The 17,376-nt window shown below is 67.0% G+C and carries 19 protein-coding genes; 9 read left to right on the forward strand and 10 right to left on the reverse strand.

Going from position 1 to position 17,376, the window contains the following annotated elements:
* Window positions 1–86: 86 nt before the first annotated feature.
* The 5 genes from ATO6_RS19490 (at window position 87) to gltX (ending at window position 5,239) form a co-directional block, all read left to right on the forward strand.
* Window positions 87–662, forward strand: coding sequence for a 5-formyltetrahydrofolate cyclo-ligase (locus ATO6_RS19490; protein ID WP_088625718.1), 576 nt, complete (start codon window positions 87–89; stop codon window positions 660–662).
* Complete coding sequence (locus tag ATO6_RS19495) at window positions 659–1,087, forward strand: DUF1801 domain-containing protein (protein WP_088625719.1); 429 nt, start codon at window positions 659–661, stop codon at window positions 1,085–1,087. Before ATO6_RS19490 ends, ATO6_RS19495 begins: the two co-directional genes overlap by 4 nt.
* A gap of 74 nt (window positions 1,088–1,161) precedes the next feature.
* Entirely contained in the window at window positions 1,162–2,235 is a 1,074-nt protein-coding gene (locus ATO6_RS19500; RefSeq protein ID WP_088625720.1) for a putative zinc-binding metallopeptidase, read from the forward strand.
* A gap of 421 nt (window positions 2,236–2,656) precedes the next feature.
* Window positions 2,657–3,667, forward strand: coding sequence for a hypothetical protein (locus tag ATO6_RS19505; protein ID WP_088625721.1), 1,011 nt, complete (start codon window positions 2,657–2,659; stop codon window positions 3,665–3,667).
* Between the two features lie 246 nt (window positions 3,668–3,913).
* Window positions 3,914–5,239: a glutamate--tRNA ligase gene (gltX, locus tag ATO6_RS19510; RefSeq protein ID WP_088625790.1), complete on the forward strand. Its 1,326-nt coding sequence runs from the start codon at window positions 3,914–3,916 to the stop codon at window positions 5,237–5,239.
* A gap of 9 nt (window positions 5,240–5,248) precedes the next feature.
* On the opposite strand, the gene ATO6_RS19515 is transcribed toward gltX, so the two are convergent.
* Window positions 5,249–5,653 (reverse strand): hypothetical protein, encoded by a 405-nt coding sequence (locus tag ATO6_RS19515; protein ID WP_088625722.1) that lies wholly within the window; start codon window positions 5,651–5,653, stop codon window positions 5,249–5,251.
* 174 nt (window positions 5,654–5,827) lie between these two features.
* Here ATO6_RS19515 and trpB point away from each other — a divergent pair, with 174 nt between their 5' ends.
* A complete protein-coding gene (gene trpB, locus ATO6_RS19520) occupies window positions 5,828–7,057 on the forward strand; it encodes a tryptophan synthase subunit beta (protein ID WP_088625723.1) in 1,230 nt (409 codons plus the stop codon).
* Window positions 7,058–7,086: 29 nt separating this feature from the next.
* On the opposite strand, the gene ATO6_RS19525 is transcribed toward trpB, so the two are convergent.
* Window positions 7,087–7,458: a DUF2237 family protein gene (locus ATO6_RS19525; RefSeq protein ID WP_088625724.1), complete on the reverse strand. Its 372-nt coding sequence runs from the start codon at window positions 7,456–7,458 to the stop codon at window positions 7,087–7,089.
* Window positions 7,459–7,563: 105 nt separating this feature from the next.
* Complete coding sequence (locus ATO6_RS19530; protein WP_088625725.1) at window positions 7,564–8,106, reverse strand: M48 family metallopeptidase; 543 nt, start codon at window positions 8,104–8,106, stop codon at window positions 7,564–7,566.
* A gap of 292 nt (window positions 8,107–8,398) precedes the next feature.
* Between ATO6_RS19530 and ATO6_RS19535 the strand changes: the two genes are divergently transcribed.
* Both ATO6_RS19535 and ATO6_RS19540 read left to right on the forward strand, forming a co-directional pair.
* Entirely contained in the window at window positions 8,399–9,571 is a 1,173-nt protein-coding gene (locus tag ATO6_RS19535) for a type III PLP-dependent enzyme (RefSeq protein ID WP_176441017.1), read from the forward strand.
* Window positions 9,572–9,818: 247 nt separating this feature from the next.
* Complete coding sequence (locus tag ATO6_RS19540; protein WP_088625727.1) at window positions 9,819–11,114, forward strand: dienelactone hydrolase; 1,296 nt, start codon at window positions 9,819–9,821, stop codon at window positions 11,112–11,114.
* Between the two features lie 25 nt (window positions 11,115–11,139).
* Here ATO6_RS19540 and ATO6_RS19545 read toward each other — a convergent pair whose 3' ends face one another.
* The 3 genes from ATO6_RS19545 to ATO6_RS19555 all read right to left on the reverse strand — a co-directional run bounded on the left by ATO6_RS19545 (window position 11,140) and on the right by ATO6_RS19555 (window position 13,173).
* Complete coding sequence (locus tag ATO6_RS19545) at window positions 11,140–11,574, reverse strand: sulfur transferase domain-containing protein (RefSeq protein WP_088625728.1); 435 nt, start codon at window positions 11,572–11,574, stop codon at window positions 11,140–11,142.
* Between the two features lie 65 nt (window positions 11,575–11,639).
* Window positions 11,640–12,512 (reverse strand): glutathione-dependent disulfide-bond oxidoreductase, encoded by an 873-nt coding sequence (gene yghU, locus ATO6_RS19550; protein ID WP_088625729.1) that lies wholly within the window; start codon window positions 12,510–12,512, stop codon window positions 11,640–11,642.
* Window positions 12,513–12,588: 76 nt separating this feature from the next.
* Window positions 12,589–13,173, reverse strand: coding sequence for a GNAT family N-acetyltransferase (locus ATO6_RS19555; protein ID WP_088625730.1), 585 nt, complete (start codon window positions 13,171–13,173; stop codon window positions 12,589–12,591).
* 62 nt (window positions 13,174–13,235) lie between these two features.
* Here ATO6_RS19555 and ATO6_RS19560 point away from each other — a divergent pair, with 62 nt between their 5' ends.
* Entirely contained in the window at window positions 13,236–14,078 is an 843-nt protein-coding gene (locus tag ATO6_RS19560) for a DUF1989 domain-containing protein (RefSeq protein WP_088625731.1), read from the forward strand.
* Here ATO6_RS19560 and ATO6_RS19565 read toward each other — a convergent pair.
* Genes ATO6_RS19565 through ATO6_RS19580 form a run of 4 tightly spaced genes read right to left on the reverse strand, consistent with a single transcriptional unit; the run spans window position 14,075 to window position 17,374 of the window.
* Window positions 14,075–15,064, reverse strand: coding sequence for an aldo/keto reductase (locus ATO6_RS19565; RefSeq protein WP_088625732.1), 990 nt, complete (start codon window positions 15,062–15,064; stop codon window positions 14,075–14,077). The two genes, ATO6_RS19560 and ATO6_RS19565, sit on opposite strands and share 4 nt — an antisense overlap.
* A complete protein-coding gene (gene deoD, locus ATO6_RS19570; protein WP_088625733.1) occupies window positions 15,061–15,765 on the reverse strand; it encodes a purine-nucleoside phosphorylase in 705 nt (234 codons plus the stop codon). The genes ATO6_RS19565 and deoD overlap by 4 nt, the downstream gene beginning before the upstream one ends.
* A gap of 13 nt (window positions 15,766–15,778) precedes the next feature.
* Window positions 15,779–16,747, reverse strand: a complete 969-nt coding sequence (locus ATO6_RS19575; RefSeq protein ID WP_088625734.1) for an ABC transporter permease — start codon at window positions 16,745–16,747, stop codon at window positions 15,779–15,781.
* Between the two features lie 3 nt (window positions 16,748–16,750).
* Window positions 16,751–17,374: a LysE family translocator gene (locus ATO6_RS19580; protein WP_088625735.1), complete on the reverse strand. Its 624-nt coding sequence runs from the start codon at window positions 17,372–17,374 to the stop codon at window positions 16,751–16,753.
* Window positions 17,375–17,376: the final 2 nt, after the last annotated feature.

Genomic DNA, 17,376 nt, shown 5'->3' on the forward strand with positions numbered 1-17,376 from the left:
GGGTCGAGGGGGGCTGTCTGCCCCCCGGTGCGGGCTGTGCCCGCCCCTCCCCCCGAAGGTATTTGGAACCAGAAGAAGCAGGGACCGTGGGCGATCTGGACGAGGTAAAGGCCGAAGCCCGGCGTGCCGCATTCGCGCGGCGCAAGGCGGCGCATGCGGCGGCGGGGCCCGGTCGCGCGGGAGTGTTGTCGTCGGTGCTGGCGGGGTATCGCGGGGTGCCGCTGGCGGGTTACATGCCGATCCGCACCGAGATCCCGCCGCTGGCGGCGATGGAGGAGGCGGCAGCGCACGGACCGGTCGGGGTGCCGGTGATCGAGGCGCCGGGCCTGCCGCTGAAATTCGCGGTGTGGGAGCCGGACTGTGCGATGACGGACGGGCCGTTCGGCGCGCGGGTCCCGGCCGTTCTGCGGTGGATGCGCCCCGAGATCCTGATCGTGCCGCTGGTGGCCTTCGACCGGCGCGGCAACCGGCTGGGCTATGGCGGCGGGTTCTACGACCGGACGCTGGCCGGGCTGAGGGCTAAGGGGCCGGTGCTGGCGATCGGTTTCGCCTATGCGGCGCAGGAGGCCGATGATCTGCCCGTCGAGGCGACGGATGCGCCGCTGGACATGATCGTGACCGAGGCCGGGGTGATCGACCTCCGGCGGGCGGCTGGACGGTGAGCGACAACAAGACAGGCCCGACCTGCGCGGATGTCCGCGACTTCCTGGAGGCTGTGGAGCCCGCGCGGCGGCGCGCGCAGGGGCTGGAACTGCTGAGCTTCTTCGAGCGGGTCACCGGGTTCGAAGCGCGCATGTGGGGGCCGACCATCGTCGGGTTCGGCCAGTATCGCTATCGCTATGCCAGCGGGCGCGAGGGCGACTGGCTGGCCACCGGGTATTCTCCGCGCAAGGCGGCCGTCAGCGTCTACATCATGCCCGGTTATGCGGACTACGCCGAGATCCTGTCGCGGCTGGGGCCCCATCGGATGGGCAAGTCCTGCCTCTACATCACCCGGCTGGATGCCATCAACATGACGGTTCTGGAGGAACTGGTCCGTCGCGGCCTGCACGATCTCGACGCGCGCTGGCCCGTCAGTGCCGGGTGACGCAGCGTGAAAGGAACCGGTGGCGGTCTCGTGCGTAATGCACAGGCCCCTTTACAACCTGCCAGGTCCCCCTGATGCGCATTTACTCCTGCACCTGCGGCGCGCCGCTGTTCATCGACAACACCCAGTGCACCAGCTGCGGCCGCGCCGCGGGCTGGTGCGAAAGCTGCGAGGGCATGGCGGGTTTCGACACCGGCGCGGCGGGCGACTGGACCTGCGCGACCTGCGGCACCGCCGCGCGGCCCTGCGCGAACTACAGCGGGCCGGGCGTCTGCAACCGCACGGTCCGGGCGGACGATCCGCAGACCCTGTGTCGGCTCTGCGGGCTGAACGACACCGTCCCGAACCTGGAGGTGGACGGAAACCGCGATCGCTGGGCCCGGCTGGAGGCGGCGAAACGGCGGCTGATCTACACGCTGGACCTGCTGGGGCTGCCCTATGGCACCGACACGACCCCGCCGCTGCGGTTCTCGTTCCTCGGTGACGGCGAACTGGCCGGACACTGGGTCGGGGCCGAGACCGACCAGGTGCTGACCGGCCATGCCGAGGGGCTGATCACCGTGAACATCCGCGAGGCGGACGATGCCGCGCGCGAACAGGTGCGTGTCGACATGGGCGAGGCGCATCGCACGCTGATCGGCCACCTGCGGCACGAGATCGGACACTACTACTGGGATCTGCTGATACGCGGGCGGACCGGGGCGGAGCAGGACTTTGCCACCGCCTTCGGCGACCCGAACGATCCGCCCTACGACGTGGCGCTGGACCGGCACTATGCCGATGGTCCGCCCCCGGACTGGGAAGGCTGGCACGTCAGCGCCTATGCCACCATGCACCCATGGGAGGACTGGGCCGAGACCTTTGCCCTGTGGCTCGCGATGGCCGGGGTGCTGGACACGGCGCAGTCGCTGGGGATCGTGCACGGGCCCGCCCTGCAGGACACCGCGACGATGGTCGAGCAATACCGGCGGCTCGGGCTCGCCATGAACGAGCTGACGCGCGAGATGGGGTTGCTGGACTTTGCGCCCGTGGTCATCACGCCGGCCATCGAGGCCAAGCTGAAGAGCGTCGATTGGCTGATGCGCGGGGCCGCCGTCCCGGCACGGGATCAGGACGCGCCGGGGCAAATGTTCCCGGTTGGTTCATAACCCAAACAGGTTAGGGATTCGCGCTGCAAATGCGCCTCGGGCATGCTGGGCCGGGGTGATTTTCGGACGGGCGGTCCTGCAGCTCCACGGATTTCGCGGGCCAGTGTCCGCTGTTCCGGGGCCTCGCGGACCCAGCCCGAAACGCAAGGACTAGGTGCCGCCAAGCTGTTGAAACGGTGGTATATTATGACTGGCGGATATCTCTTTTGATCCCGAATTGCGCCACGGAAATTCCACATTTTCGACGCATGTTTCCAATCTGGAAATGCTGTGTTTGTGAATCTTCCCTATAGATTTCAGCCGCTTGTCCTCCATCCTCTCCCTACAGGGGCGAGGGTTTGCCTCTTTTCAGCCCGGTTTGGGCGGGTGGCTGTTGCCACCCTGTTGAATGGTGAAACGGTAACGAGTGGAGGACATCCGAATGTTCGGATTCAAGCTATTTTCCGGCAGCCTTTTTGGCGGCCACACGACGACATCCAATGGCATCACCGAAGAACACGGCGTGCTGGACGGCCTTCTCGGCAACGGCGGGACGGTCGACGATCTGCTGACCGGCGACTCGCGTTCGGATCACACCGAGACCGAAGGGGTCATCGGTGATGTCGCAGACGAGGGCGGGCTGATCGACGAACTGCTGGGCGACGGCGGCACGGTGGATCAGGTCCTGACGGGCGACCATCACGCGGACGGATCGGAAACGCACGGTCTGGTGGACGGCCTGACCGGTGAAGGCGGCGTGGTCGACGAGCTTTTAGGCGACGGCGGCACGGTGGACGACGTCCTGACCGGCGACAATCACCCGGATGGCAGCGGGACCGACGGGCTGGTCGACAACCTGCTGGGCCACGGCGGCACGGTCGATGAACTGATCGGCTCCGGCGGTTACTCCGGCGGCGGTCATCACGGCGGCGGGCACCACGGGTATGACGGCCTGACCGACGAAGGCGGCCTCGTCGACGATCTGCTGGGCGACGGCGGCGCGGTCGATGCGCTCCTGACCGGAGACCATACCCCGGACGGCACCGAGACCGGGCATGGCCTGCTTGACGAACTGCTGGACGAAGGCGGCACGGTCGACGAACTGCTGGGCGACGGCGGCATCGTGGACGACCTGCTGACGGGCGACGACGTGGCGGACGGGTCCGAAACCGACGGGCTGCTGGACGATCTGCTGGCCGAAGGCGGAACCGTGGACGAGCTTGCCGGCATCGGCGGCACCGTGGACGACCTGCTGACCGGCGACAACGAGCCGGACGGCAGCCACACGGACGGGCTGGCGGACGACCTGCTTGGTCACGGCGGCACGGTTGACGAGCTTCTGGGCGAAGGCGGTCTGCTGAACACCGGCTTCATCGACGAAGACGCGCCCTGCGAGGACGAGGAGGACGAAGACGACGGTCTGCTGGCCGGGCTGTTCGACGGCCTGTTCTGAGGCCGTCGGGACGGACCGGCGGGTCCGGCGCCCGGCACGTGCCGCGGGTGCCGGAGCATGCGGGGCCTACCTCGCTGCGGACGAGCCATCCCGACGTCTCCCTTGCATCCGACTCCTCCGGGTGCACACCGATCCGTCCACCGGTCCCGGCATGTCTTCGCCGGGGCCGGTTCTTTGTGCGTGACCGGCGGCGATGATGGACAAATGCCCCGGTCTGTGGAATGGGAGCGCGTCAAGGAGACGCCCATGACCACCACCCGTTTCGCCCCTTCGCCGACCGGTCACATCCACGTCGGCAACCTGCGCACCGCGCTGTTCAACTGGCTGATCGCCCGCAAGGCCGGCGGCACCTTCATCCTGCGCATCGACGACACGGACCCCGACCGGTCCAAGGAAGAATACGTCGATGCGATCAAAGAGGATCTGGACTGGCTGGGCCTGCACTGGGACCGGGTGGAACGGCAATCGCTGCGACTGGACCGCTATGCCGAGGCGGCGGACAAACTGCGCGGGATGGGTCGGTTCTATGAGGCGTTCGAGACGCCGACCGAACTGGACCTCAAGCGCAAGAAGCAACTGAACATGGGCAAACCGCCGGTCTACGACCGCGCGGCGCTGGCGCTGTCGGATGCCGAGAAGGACAGGCTGAGGGCCGAACGCGGGGCGGGCGTCTGGCGATTCAAGCTGGACCAGCAGCGGATCGAATGGCCGGACGGTATCCTCGGGCCGATCTCGATCGACGCGGCCTCCGTGTCCGACCCGGTTCTGATCCGCGCGGATGGTCAGGTGCTCTATACGCTGGCCTCGGTCGTGGACGACACCGAGATGGGCGTGACCCACGTCGTGCGCGGGTCGGACCACGTCACCAACACCGCGACGCAGATCCAGATCATCGAGGCGCTTGGCGGCACCCCGCCCGCATTTGCGCACCATTCCCTGCTGACCGGCCCGCAGGGCGAGGCGCTGTCGAAACGGCTCGGCGTGCTGTCGATCCGGCAGCTGCGCGAACGCGGCGTGGCACCGATGGCGCTGCTGTCGCTGATGGCGCGGCTCGGGTCGTCGCAGCCGGTGGAACTGCACGAAAAGCCCGAGGACCTGCTCGACGGCTTCGACATCTCGACCTTCGGCGCGCCGCCGACCAAGTTCGACGAACACGACCTGTTCCCGCTGACGGCACGCGTCCTGCAGGGCACCCCCCTGTCCGCAGTGGCCGACCGCATCCGCGCCGCGGGTGTGCCCGACGATCAGGCCGAGCGGTTCTGGACCGTGGTCCGCGACAACATCACCACCCTCGACGAGGTCGACGGCTGGTGGACCATGTTCAGCGAGGGCGCAGACCCCGCGATCGAGGACGAAGACCGGGATTTCATCGCCGAGGCGATGGCGCTGCTGCCCGAGGGGCCGTGGACCGATGCGACATGGGGCGAATGGACCGCGGCGGTGAAGGACAAGACCGGCCGCAAGGGCAAGGGGCTGTTCATGCCGCTACGCAAGGCCGTGACCGGCCAGGCGCATGGTCCGGACATGAGCCAGGTGATGCCGCTCATGCGGGTCATCCGGGCGAAGGGCTGAACGCGGGGGCTACTGGATCGATACGTCGATCAGGTAGCCCACCGTCTTGCCCGTGTCGCGGTCGTTGCCCATCAGGTAGACCCGGATCGTATAGGTCCCCGTCTCGCGCAGCGTGATCAGGGCGCTCGGTCCGTCGATCGACCCGTTGTAGACCGCCACGTTGTCGCTGCCCGGCGGCAGAACATTGAAATAGATCGTCCCGTGGCCGTTGGTGCCGTCGACCTTCAGCTCGGCAAACAATTGTTGACCGGCCCGTGCGCCCAGACGGTAGTCGAAATATTCGTCCCCCCGGATCGTGCCGCTGATCATCGTGCCGAAGTTGCCCTTGGGGAACGTGACTTCGGCACTCATCTGGGCGCTTGCGGTGGTCGACAGGAAAACGAGCGCCAGACAGGCGCCGAACGACTTGAACATGGGAACTGCCTTTCCGGCGGAACTGGTGAACTCGGGTAACCCCGCGCACAGCATACCGTTAAACGTGGTTTCCCGGAATAGTCAGAACCAGCGGGGCTTCTGCGCACACCGCCTCTGGCCAAGTCGCCGCCGAGGCCCTATTGACGGTCCCCGAGACAGCGGAAGAGATGTGCCATGGAAGACCTGATCAACTCCTTCATGACCGGCCCCGACGACAAGGGGCGCTTCGGCCAGTTCGGCGGACGTTTCGTGTCGGAAACGCTGATGCCGCTGATCCTCGAGCTCGAGGAACAGTACGAATTCGCCAAGACCGACCCGACCTTCTGGGCCGAGATGGACGACCTGTGGAAGCACTACGTCGGCCGCCCCTCGCCGCTCTATTACGCGAACCGCCTGACCGAGCATCTGGACGGGGCCAAGATCTATCTCAAGCGGGACGAGCTGAACCACACCGGCGCGCACAAGATCAACAACGTGCTGGGCCAGATCATCCTCGCCCGCCGCATGGGCAAGACCCGGATCATCGCCGAAACCGGCGCGGGTCAGCACGGTGTGGCGACTGCGACCGTCTGCGCGAAGTTCGGGCTGAAATGCGTGGTCTACATGGGCGCGCACGACGTCGAACGTCAGGCGCCCAACGTCTTCCGCATGCGCCTGCTGGGGGCCGAGGTCGTGCCCGTGACGTCGGGTCGCGGCACGCTGAAGGACGCGATGAACGACGCGCTCAGGGACTGGGTGACGAACGTCCGCGACACGTTCTATTGCATCGGCACCGTGGCCGGCCCGCACCCCTACCCCGCCATGGTCCGCGATTTCCAAGCGATCATCGGCAAGGAGGTCCGCTGGCAGCTGGCCGAGCAGGAAGGCGAAGGCCGCCTGCCCGACACCGTCATCGCCGCGATCGGTGGCGGGTCGAACGCCATGGGGCTGTTCTATGAATTCCTCGACGAGCCGTCCGTGCAGATCATCGGCGTCGAGGCCGGTGGCAAGGGCGTGGACGAGAAGATGGAGCACTGCGCCTCGCTGACCGGCGGGCGTCCGGGCGTGCTGCATGGCAACCGGACCTACCTGCTGCAGGACGAAGACGGGCAGATCCTCGAAGGGCACTCGATCTCGGCCGGTCTGGATTATCCCGGCATCGGCCCCGAGCATTCGTGGCTGCACGACATCGGTCGCGCCGAATATGTCTCGATCACCGACAAGGAAGCGCTCGAGGCGTTCCAGCTGTCCTGCTCGACCGAGGGGATCATCCCCGCGCTGGAGCCCTGCCACGCGCTGGCCCACGTCATGAAGATCGCACCGACGCTGCCGCCGGAGCATATCATCGTGATGAACATGTGCGGGCGTGGCGACAAGGACATCTTCACGGTGGCCAAGCACCTCGGCGTCAACATCCGGACCTGATCCCTCCCATGGGCGGGGTGAACCCCGCCCTAAGTGGCGTGGTCTTTCAGGACGTTCAGCGGCACGATGTCGAGCGCGCGGGCATGGGTCGATTCCAGATCGACACTGGGCGCGCAGCCCTCGTCATGGGCCTGCAGGAAGCGTCCGGCGCAGAGGCACCAGCGGTCCCCCGGCTTGAGACCGGCGAACCCGTATTCCGGGCGCGGGGTCGAGAGGTCGTTGCCGACGTATTTCGAATAGGCGAGAAATTCGGCCGTCATGACGGCGCAGACGGTGTGGCTGCCCTGATCCTCGGCGCAGGTGTTGCAGTGGCCGTCGCGGAAGAAGCCCGTGACGGGATTGGTCGAGCAGGATTTCAGCGGGCCGCCGAGGACGTTGACCGAGGCTGCCTTGGTGTACATGCGATGTGACCTCCGGCGTTGCGCGGGTGGAGATGTCCGGGGGCTCTGCCCCCGGACCCCCGAGGTATTTTCGACCAGAAGAAGCAGGGGACGCGCGCCTGCGTGTCAGTAGGTCGTGGGCTGTCCGCGCAGTGCCTGGTCGAGGGCGGCGAAGGCCCAGGTGTCGCGGCCGCCACGGGATTCGATTTCGCGGAGCTGGCCGAGGGCGGCGACGAGGTCGCCCTGTTCGATCAGCCCCTGCCCCATGTAGGAGCGGGCAAGGACGTAGTCTGGATCGGCGGCAAGGGCGCGCTGGTAGTATGACATCGCGGTGTCGAGGTCGCCCTGCTTGCGGGCCACGTAGCCGCGGTAGTTCAGGAAGCGCGGGTCGGCCTGATCCTCGGCGCTGTCGATCACCATCAGCGCGCTGTCGTAGCGGCCCGCATAGGCCAGTTCGCGGACGGCGGCGTAGCGCAGGTCGTCGTTCAGGATCGAGGCGCTGGATTTCACGCAGCTTTTCGATTTCTCGTCATAGACCATCCCGTCCTCGCACTTGGTCGAGGTGTCGGTCGTGGTCGGTGGCGTGGAACTGTCGGAGCCGGCGGCGAAGGCCTGGACCCCCAGTGTCAGCACCGCGCAGGTCGCGGGAACTATGAAAGACAGTCGCATGGCGTGGTCCTCCCTCTGCCAATTGCCCCTCACACTAGCATGGGGCGCGGGGCTGTCGCATCACGGCGGCGTGAGGCCCGGAGGGGCCTGCGAAGATCGCCGGATTTTTTCGCGTTCCGCGCGAAAAAAGATCTTGAAACGACTCAGCTTTGGTCCGATATGCCCGCGCAAGACGCCAACGCACGCGCCTCTGGCGAGAGGGGTTCAACGATCCCCCTGCGGTTACGTAGCGACGGTAACGTCTCCCTTGGAACTGAGCGGTCATATATGGCCGGGTCTATTGGAGATGACCATGAACGCCTACGTCGCCGATTTCTCGGCCCGCGCTGCTGTTGCGCGCGGCTCCCGTATCGAAGCCTACATCCGTGCGAACACCTTCGACCGCCCCACGCTGGTGCTGGACGTCGACCGTGTCGAGCAGTCGTATCACGCGCTGAAGGCGGGCCTCGGCCATGCGCGCATCCACTATGCCGTCAAGGCGAACCCGGCGCGCGAGATCGTCGAGCGTCTGGTCGACCTCGGCTCGGGCTTCGACGCCGCATCGCGCGCCGAGATCGAGCTGTGCCTGTCGCTCGGCGCCCGGCCTGACCACATCTCCTTCGGCAACACCGTGAAAAAGCCGCGCGACATCGAGTTCGCCTACGGCGCGGGTGTGACCCTGTTCGCCGCCGATGCCGAGGAAGAGCTGGAGAAGATCGCGGCCCACGCACCGGGTGCCGAGGTCTACATCCGCCTGATCGTCGACGCGTCGGAGGCCGACTGGCCGCTGTCGCGCAAGTTCGGCGTGGCCCGTGAGGGCGCGATCGGCCTGCTGGACCACGCCCGCGAGCTGGGGCTGAAGCCGGTCGGCCTGTCGTTTCACGTCGGATCGCAGACCAAACGCGCCGAGATGTGGATCACCACGCTCGACCAGATCGCATCCGTCTGGCATGCCGCCCGCGACGCGGGTCACGACCTGACCCTGCTGAACATCGGCGGCGGCTTTCCGGCCTATTACGGCGAGGAAGTGCAGCACCCGACCGCCTACGCGGCCCGCGTGATGGAGCTGGTGACCGAGCGGTTCGGCGACGTGCCGCACGTGATGGCGGAGCCGGGCCGCGGGCTGGTGGCCGAGGCGGGCATGATCGCCGCCGAGGTGCTGCTGGTGTCGCGCAAGTCCGCGAACGACCTGCACCGCTGGGTCTACCTCGACATCGGTAAGTTCTCGGGTCTGGCCGAGACGATCGACGAGGCGATCCGCTACCAGTTCACGACCGACCGCGATCACGAGGCCATGGGCCCCTGCATCCTCGCCGGTCCGTCGTGCGACAGCGCCGACGTTCTCTACGAGAAGCGTCCGGTGGAACTGCCGCTGGGTCTGAAGGCGGGCGACCGCTTCCTGATCCGCAACTGCGGCGCCTACACGTCGAGCTATGCCTCGGTCGGGTTCAACGGCTTTCCGCCGTTGGATGTCGTCGTCATCTGACAAGGCGCATCACGCGCAAATCCATTCACGGAGTACAGGCAGCGGACGGGTGTGGGGCCCGTCCGGCGCTGGCGCCGGGATGGCGGGACGACCTAGCAGGCAGAACGGGCGCGGTATGGGTATGCCGCGCCCGTTCATTTTCGCGAATTTTCGTTTCATTGGCGGATATGTGTCAAACCGCGCGATTCCGGGTTGAGTCAGCTTCGTCATAAGGTCAATCTCCCCCTCATCTACGGGAGGAGATATCATGAACACATTGCTGCGTGCCGCCACGGCGGCCTGTCTGGTCGCGAGTCCGCTGATGGCCGAAAACCGTATCGACATGGTGCGCCCCGATGCGCCCGAACTGGCCGCACACGGGGATCACGTCATCGGCGTCCGCACGATGACCTTCACCGATCCCGGCCGCGTCGACGTCGTGAACGCCCCGGCCGAGGGCGAGTTGCCGACCTATGACCGCGCGATCACCGTCGAGGTCTGGTATCCGGCGGCCGAGGGCACCGAGCCGGGCGGCACCTACGACACCATCCTGCGGGACGGCGAGACGGCGACCCAGCTGACCGGCATCGCCGCGCGCGACGCGGCCCCGGCCGAGGGGTCCTTTCCGCTGATCCTGATCTCGCACGGCTATCCGGGCAACCGCTTCCTGATGAGCCATCTGGGCGAGAACCTGGCCACCAAGGGCTATGTCGTCATGTCCGCAGATCACCCGGACAGCACCTATGACGACATGAACAAGTTCTATTCCACGCTGGTGAACCGCCCGCTGGACCAGGCTTTCCTGATCGAGAGCATGGCAAACCTCGACGACGAGATCGGGGCGATCACGGATGCCGAGAACACCGGCGTGATCGGCTACTCGATGGGCGGCTACGGCGCGCTGATCTTCGGCGGCGGCGGGCTGTCGCAGACCGCCGTGACGCGGGCCGAACCCGGCGCCTTCGTCGCGCCGCAGGACCTGCTGGACCAGAACGCCACCGGCAGCGCGGAGCACGATGCGCTGGTCGATCCGCGGGTCAAGGCGATCATCGCCATCGGGCCGTGGGGCCGGAACCGCGATTTCTTTGACGCCGACAGTCTGGCCGGGCTGAAGAAGCCGCTGATGATCGTGGCGGGCAGTCAGGACGACGTGTCGCAATATCCTGCGATGCGCCAGATCTTCGAGGAGACGACCGGCACCGACCGTTACCTGCTGACCTACGTCTCGGCCAACCACAACGCCGCGGCCCCGATGCCGGCGCCGGCGGAATCCTATGCGTTTTCCGAGAAGCTGGGCTGGGCGCCGTTCGAACACTATGGCGATGCGGTCTGGGACAACGTGCGGATGAACAACATCCTCCAGCATTTCGCGACGGCCTTCATGGACCTGAACCTGAAGGGCGAGGCCGGGATGGCCGAGTATCTGGACCTGACCGAGAATGCCGAGGACGGCGTCTGGTCGCGCACCGATACGGGTGAGCCCAAGGATGACGACACCTACTGGAAGGGTTTCGGCAACCGCACGGCCAAGGGCCTGCGGATGGAGAAGCTGACCGCGCAGTGAGGCATTGGACCGGCGGCGGCGCGGATCAGCGTGGCCGCCGGTCGATCACCTCGCGGATCAGGTCGCGCTGCGCATCGGTCTCGGGCACCTCGACACCACGCGCGGCGCTGACGATCCGCATCGCCTCTGCCGCCGATCCGGCTCCGCAGAGGCAGGACACCAAAGTCCCGGACCGGCCGATACCACCCCGGCAATGCACGGCGATCCCGCCTCCGGCTGCCAGCCGGGCGCGGAGTTCGGACAGCAGGGCCCGGAAAGCGGCCGCATCCTCGGGTATGCCGTAGTCGGCCACGGGGAAGTGGAGGAACCGAAGCCCGGCGGCAGCCGCCGCATCCGCTTCTGCCGCTAAGCCGAGTCCGGCGGACTCTTCGACCTCCAGCAACGAGACCAGCGCATCGGCTCCTGCCCCGCGGATCGCCGCCATGTCGCGAGCCAGCGCCGCGGCGGCGGGGCGGGGCATGATGAAAAGCCGCCCGCCTGTGGCGGACGGCACTTCGAAGATTCGCAGGGCGTCGGCCCCGTCGCTCAGCTTTCGCCGCCTTCCAGCTTGTCCTGCGTGCGCAGGTCGAAATCGCTGGCGTCGTGGCGTTCGTGCAGCTGCTGGCTCAGGTCGCCCGAGGTGCGGTTGACGATCCGACCCCGCTTGACCGCCGGCCGCTGCGCCATGTTTTCGGCCCAGCGGATGACGTTGGTGTAGCTGTCGGCCTCGAGGAACTTGGCCGCGCCGTAGACCACGTTCTTGACCAGCCCGCCATACCACGGCCAGACGGCCATATCGGCGATGGAATATTCGGACCCGCCAAGGAACTCGGCTTCGCCCAGACGGCGGTCGAGAACGTCGAGCTGGCGTTTGACCTCCATCGTGAAGCGGTCGATCGGATACTGCCAGCGCTCTGGCGCGTAGCTGTAGAAATGGCCGAAGCCCCCGCCCAGGTACGGGGCCGAGCCCTGCAGCCAGAACAGCCAGTTCAGCGCCTCGGTCCGGGCCGCGCCCTTTGGCAGGAAGGCGTCGAACTTGTCGGCGAGGTGCAGCAGGATCGCGCCGGATTCGAAAACCCGCACGGGCTCGGGGCCGGAGCGGTCCAGCAGCGCGGGGATCTTGGAGTTGGGGTTGATGTCGACAAAGCCCGATCCGAACTGGTTGCCCTCGTGAATGCGGATCAGCCATGCGTCGTATTCGGCATCGGAATGGCCCGCCGCCAGCAGTTCTTCGAACATGATCGTCACCTTCACCCCGTTGGGCGTGGCGAGCGAATAGAGCTGGAACGGGTGCTTGCCGACCGGCAGTTCCTTGTCATGGGTCGGCCCGGCAATGGGTCGGTTGATGTTGGCGAACCGGCCGCCGCTTTCCTGTTTCCATTCCCAGACGTCTGGCGGCGTGTAGGTGTCGTTCGGCATGTTCGTCCTCCGGTGCAGGGTTTCCGGTGGGGACTAGACACCTAACGCCCGCGATGGACAACCGTCCCCCGCCAGATCACAGCGGGAGGGGTTTGATCATCAGCACCCATTCGCGGGTATCGGTCACCCAATCGCCCGGATCGCAAGGAAGTCGGGCGGTTTCGACATAGCCCTCGCGGGCGTAGAGCCGCATCGCCCCGTCGTTCTGGGCCGATACGACGAGGCTCATCCGGTTCTGCCCCTCGCTGCGGGCGATCCGTTCCGCGATCCCGAGCAGCCGCTTCCCCAACCCCTTGCCGCGATGCTCCGGATAGCTGGCCAGCACGTTGACGTACCACGAGTCGGGCGCGAGATTTTCGAGCTCGATGAGTGGACGGAACAGGGCGGGGATGTCGTCGGTCACTGGCTCCGGCTCCGGTCCGATGACGTAGCCGGTCAGCCCGGCGACGGCGCCTTCTCCGAAGTCCGCGACGACGATCTCGCCCGCCCCGGCCTTTTCGGCCTGACGGGCGCGGCCGATATCCCAGGGGTCCTGCCCCGGCAGGGCCAGACCGGTCCAGACATGCAGCGGCAGGCCTTCACCGGCGAAAAAGACGAGCTCCGCCAGTTCTGCCGCATCGCGGGTCGTCGCCAGCCGGAACGGCGGGTCGAGGTCGATCATGCCGGGTCCTCCCTTGCGCTCCGCGATTGCCAGTACCGGCGGCGCGGGGCATCCTCCTGTCCATGAGCGAACCATACGACGCAGCCGCCCGCCGCGCTATCCCGCCGGTGATCTGCTACCCGACCGACACCCTGCCCCGGCCCGACCTGCCGCTTTACCAGAGCGCGCTGCGGGACGCCTCGGTGGTTGAGACCGTCACCGTCCCGCCCCGCGACGCCCGCGCCTTTCGCGCTGCAGCCGGTCAGTTCTTTCGGATCCGCTGCGGCGAGGGGCCGCAGGTCGGGGACCTCAACCTCTGGGCGGCGGGGAACCTGTCGGAACGGTTCTACTCCGGCAAGACCCGCGCGCTGCACGGGACGCACCTGACCACCGGGGACCGGATGTGGTCCGCCTTTCCCTACCTGCGGCCGATGGCGACCATCGTGGGGGATTCACTGGGCTGGTATGGACAGGACGAATTCGGCGGGCGGGTGCATGACGTCATCGGCACGCGCTGCGATCCGCACACGCACCACCTGCTGAGCGGTCAGGATTATCACCACTGCTGCCATTCCAACCTGACCCGCGCCGTGGTGGCCGAGACCGGGATGCCGGTGGCCGAAGCGGCGGCGCAGGTGCATGACGTGCTCAACGTCTTCATGTGCACCGGCTTCACCCGCGACACGTCGCAATATTTCATGAAGGCCTCGCCCGTGCGACCCGGCGATCACCTCGACTTCTTCGCGGAAATCGACCTGATCGGCACGCTGTCGGCCTGTCCGGGCGGCGATTGTTCGTCCGAACATTCCAGCGACACCGCCGCCTGCCACCCGCTGGTGGTGGAGATCCTCGCCCCCCGCCCCGGCGCGCTGGAGGGATGGGACAGCCCGGCGCCGAACGGCTATTCCGGCACCCACGGGCTCTAGCAGTAGCGCTCGACCGCCATCATCTGGTTGTCCGCATAGCGGTCGCCATGGGCGAAGCCTGCGGGCAGAAGCCGGTCGATCTCGGCCCGGTCGGCGTCGGTCAGCGACAGGGTCGCCGCGTCCAGCCATTCGTTCAGGTGTTCGACGGTCCGCGTGCCGGGGATCGGGATCAGGTGATCGCCCCGGTCGAGGATCCACGCCAGCGCCAGCGCGGCGGTCGTGGTGCCCTTTGCCTTGGCAAAGGCGCGGAAACCGTCGATGGCCGCGACGTTGGCCGCGTAGTTCGGCGGCTGGAACCGGGGATTGGCCCGACGGAAGTCGCCCTCGGCCATGCCCGCCGGATCGACCGAGGTTTCGCCCAGCATCCCGCGCGCCAGCGGCGAGAACGGGACAAAGGCCACGCCCAGTTCCTTGCAGAGCCGGATAAGCCCCAGTTCCGGTTGCCGCGACCAGAGCGAATATTCGTTCTGCACCGCCCGGCAGGGATGCACCGCATGGGCCCGCCGCAGGGTGTGGGGCGCGATTTCGGACAGGCCGTAGCCGTCGATCAGCCCCTCCTCGATGAAGCTGACCAGCGTTTCGACGACGGCCTCGACCTCGATCGAATGGTCACGGCGGTGGATGTAGTAGAGCTCCACCTTGTCACGGTTCAGCTTCTTGAGGCTCTTCTCAAGTTCCTCGCGCAGATGGCCCGCCGTGTTGTCGATCCGGCGCGGCGGGCCGGGGATGATCCCGCCCTTGGTCGCGATGGTGACATTCTCGCCGCGCGTCTTCAGCCATTCGCCCAGCACCGCCTCGCTGCGGCCAAGGCCGTACATGTTCGACGTGTCCCAGAAGTCGATCCCGGCGGCAAAGGCCGCGTCCAGCGTATCGAGCGATGTCGCGTCGTCCGCCGCACCGAAGAAGCCCGCAAAACTCATCGCGCCGAACCCGACCGCGCCGACCATGGGCCCGCCGGCCCCGAGTTGCCGCTTGGGGAAACTCATATGAACGCCGATGCGAGGGCGATTTCGACCATGTCTGAAAAGCTCCGCTCGCGGTCCTCGGAGGGCAGCGCCTCGCCCGTCAGCAGGTGGTCGGACACCGTCAGGATCGCCAGCGCGCGGCAGCCGTGGCGGGCGGCCAGCAGGTAGAGCTCGGCCGCTTCCATCTCGACGGCGAGGATGCCGTGGCGGGTCATCAGCTCGTTCAGGTCGGGGCGTTCGTCATAGAACACGTCCGAGGAATAGATCGGCCCGGTGTGCACCGTGACACCCCGGTCGGTCGCCTTGTGCCATGCCAGATGCGTCAACCGGAAATGCGCGGTCGGGGCGAAGTTCAGATCGCGCATGATGCCGCGCGACGGGGTCGACATGGTCGTGGCGCTCAGCCCCAGCACGATATCGCGGACCTTCACATGCTCCTGCATGGCGCCGCAGGACCCGATGCGGATCAGGGTCTTGGCACCGTAGTCGCGGATCAGCTCGTTCACGTAGATCGACAGCGACGGCATCCCCATGCCGGTGCCCTGCACGGTGACGGGGTGGCCGTTCCACGTGCCGGTGTAGCCCAGCATCCCGCGCACCTCGTTGATGCAGCGGACATCGTCGAGGAAGGTCTCGGCCACCCATTTGGCCCGCATCGGGTCGCCGGGCAGCAGGACGGTTTCCGCGATATCTCCGGGCTTGGCCCCTATGTGAATTGACATCTGTAACGCCTCCTCAGCGTTCCTTGACATAGGGCTCGCCACCCGCGCGCGGCGGAATGGCCTTGCCGACGAAGCCCGCCAGAATGATGACCGTCAGGATGTAGGGCAGCGCGTCGAGCAGCTGGACCTGCACCCGGATGCTGGTGGCACGTTCGATCAGATCCGGCCTGAGCGCGAGCGCCTGAAGGAAGCCGAAGAGCATCGTGGCGAACAGTGCATACCATGGGCGCCACTTAGAGAAGATCAGCGCGGCCAGTGCAATATACCCCCGGCCAGCGGACATATCCTTGACAAATCCGGCCTGTAGCGCGGTCGCGAGGTAGGCGCCAGCGATGCCGCAGAGCAGCCCGCAGATCCCGACCGCCGCATATCGCATACCAACCACGGACACGCCGGCGGTGTCGACAGCCGCCGGGTTTTCCCCGACCGCGCGCAGCCGCAGCCCGAAGCGCGTGCGGTAGAGGACCCACCACGTCGCGGGGACGGCGAGGAAGGCGAGGTAGACGAGGATGGTGTGGCCCGAGATCACGTCGTGATAGATCGGCCCGAAGACGGGGACGTCGATCAGCTCGGTCGCGAAGGGCAGCGTGATCGGCTCGAACCGCGCGCCGCCGGACAGCGAGGGCGTGCGTCCGCCCTGCCGGAACCAGTCCTGCGCGATCAACACGGTCATCCCGGCGGCGAGGAAGTTGATCGCCACCCCCGAGATCAGCTGGTTGCCCCGGAAGGTGATCGAGGCGAGGCCGTGAAGTGCCGACAGCAGAACCGACGACAGGATCCCGGCCAGCAGTCCGACCCAGACCGAGCCGGTGACAAAGGCCACCGCCGCCGAGAAGAAGGCGGCGATCAGCATCTTGCCCTCGAGCCCGATGTCGAAGATCCCCGCCCGTTCGGAGAAAAGCCCGGCCAGACAGGCCAGCAGGAGCGGCGTGCCGAGGCGGATGGTCGAGTCCGCGATCTGCAGGAGCGTTGCGAAATCCATGCCTCAGCTCCTCGACGTGGCCAGCTTGAACGCGAAGAAGGTGAACAGCACGCCCAGCGTCGCCTCCACCCCGCGCCGCGCCTTCAGGTAGACCGCGCGGACGGGCGAGGACGACAGCGCCAGCGCATAGCCCATGTGCCCGGCCAGCGACATCACGAAGGACCCGGCGAGGAACAGCGCGATCAGGTGCACCGGTGCCTCGTGGGTGGCCCCGACCGAGGCGATGGCGACCCAGAACACTGCCGCCTTGGGGTTGGTGATCTGCATCAGGTAGCCGGTCAGGAAGGCACGGGGCCGCGACAGCGGCGGCATCTCGGCGGGCCGGATCGCGCCGGGCTGCGCCGCCTTGCGGAACGCGCCATATGCCATCCACAGCAGGTAGGCCGAGCCGAGGATGCGCATCACCGTCAGCGTCCACGCCGCCTGCGCGACCAGCACGCCAAGGCCGATGACCGCCAGCGTGCCCATGGTGATCGAACCGGCGGCAACGCCTATGGCCGCGACGACGGCCGAGGCGCGACCGCGCGACATCGAGATGCCGAGCAGCATCGCCACCGCCGGGCCGGGTGACATGACGGCCACCAGCAGGATCGAATAGGCGGTCAGGAAACCGGGCAGATATTCCATCG

Origin of the sequence: Oceanicola sp. 22II-s10i (assembly GCF_002210105.1) — a bacterium.
Taxonomy (GTDB): domain Bacteria; phylum Pseudomonadota; class Alphaproteobacteria; order Rhodobacterales; family Rhodobacteraceae; genus Pseudooceanicola.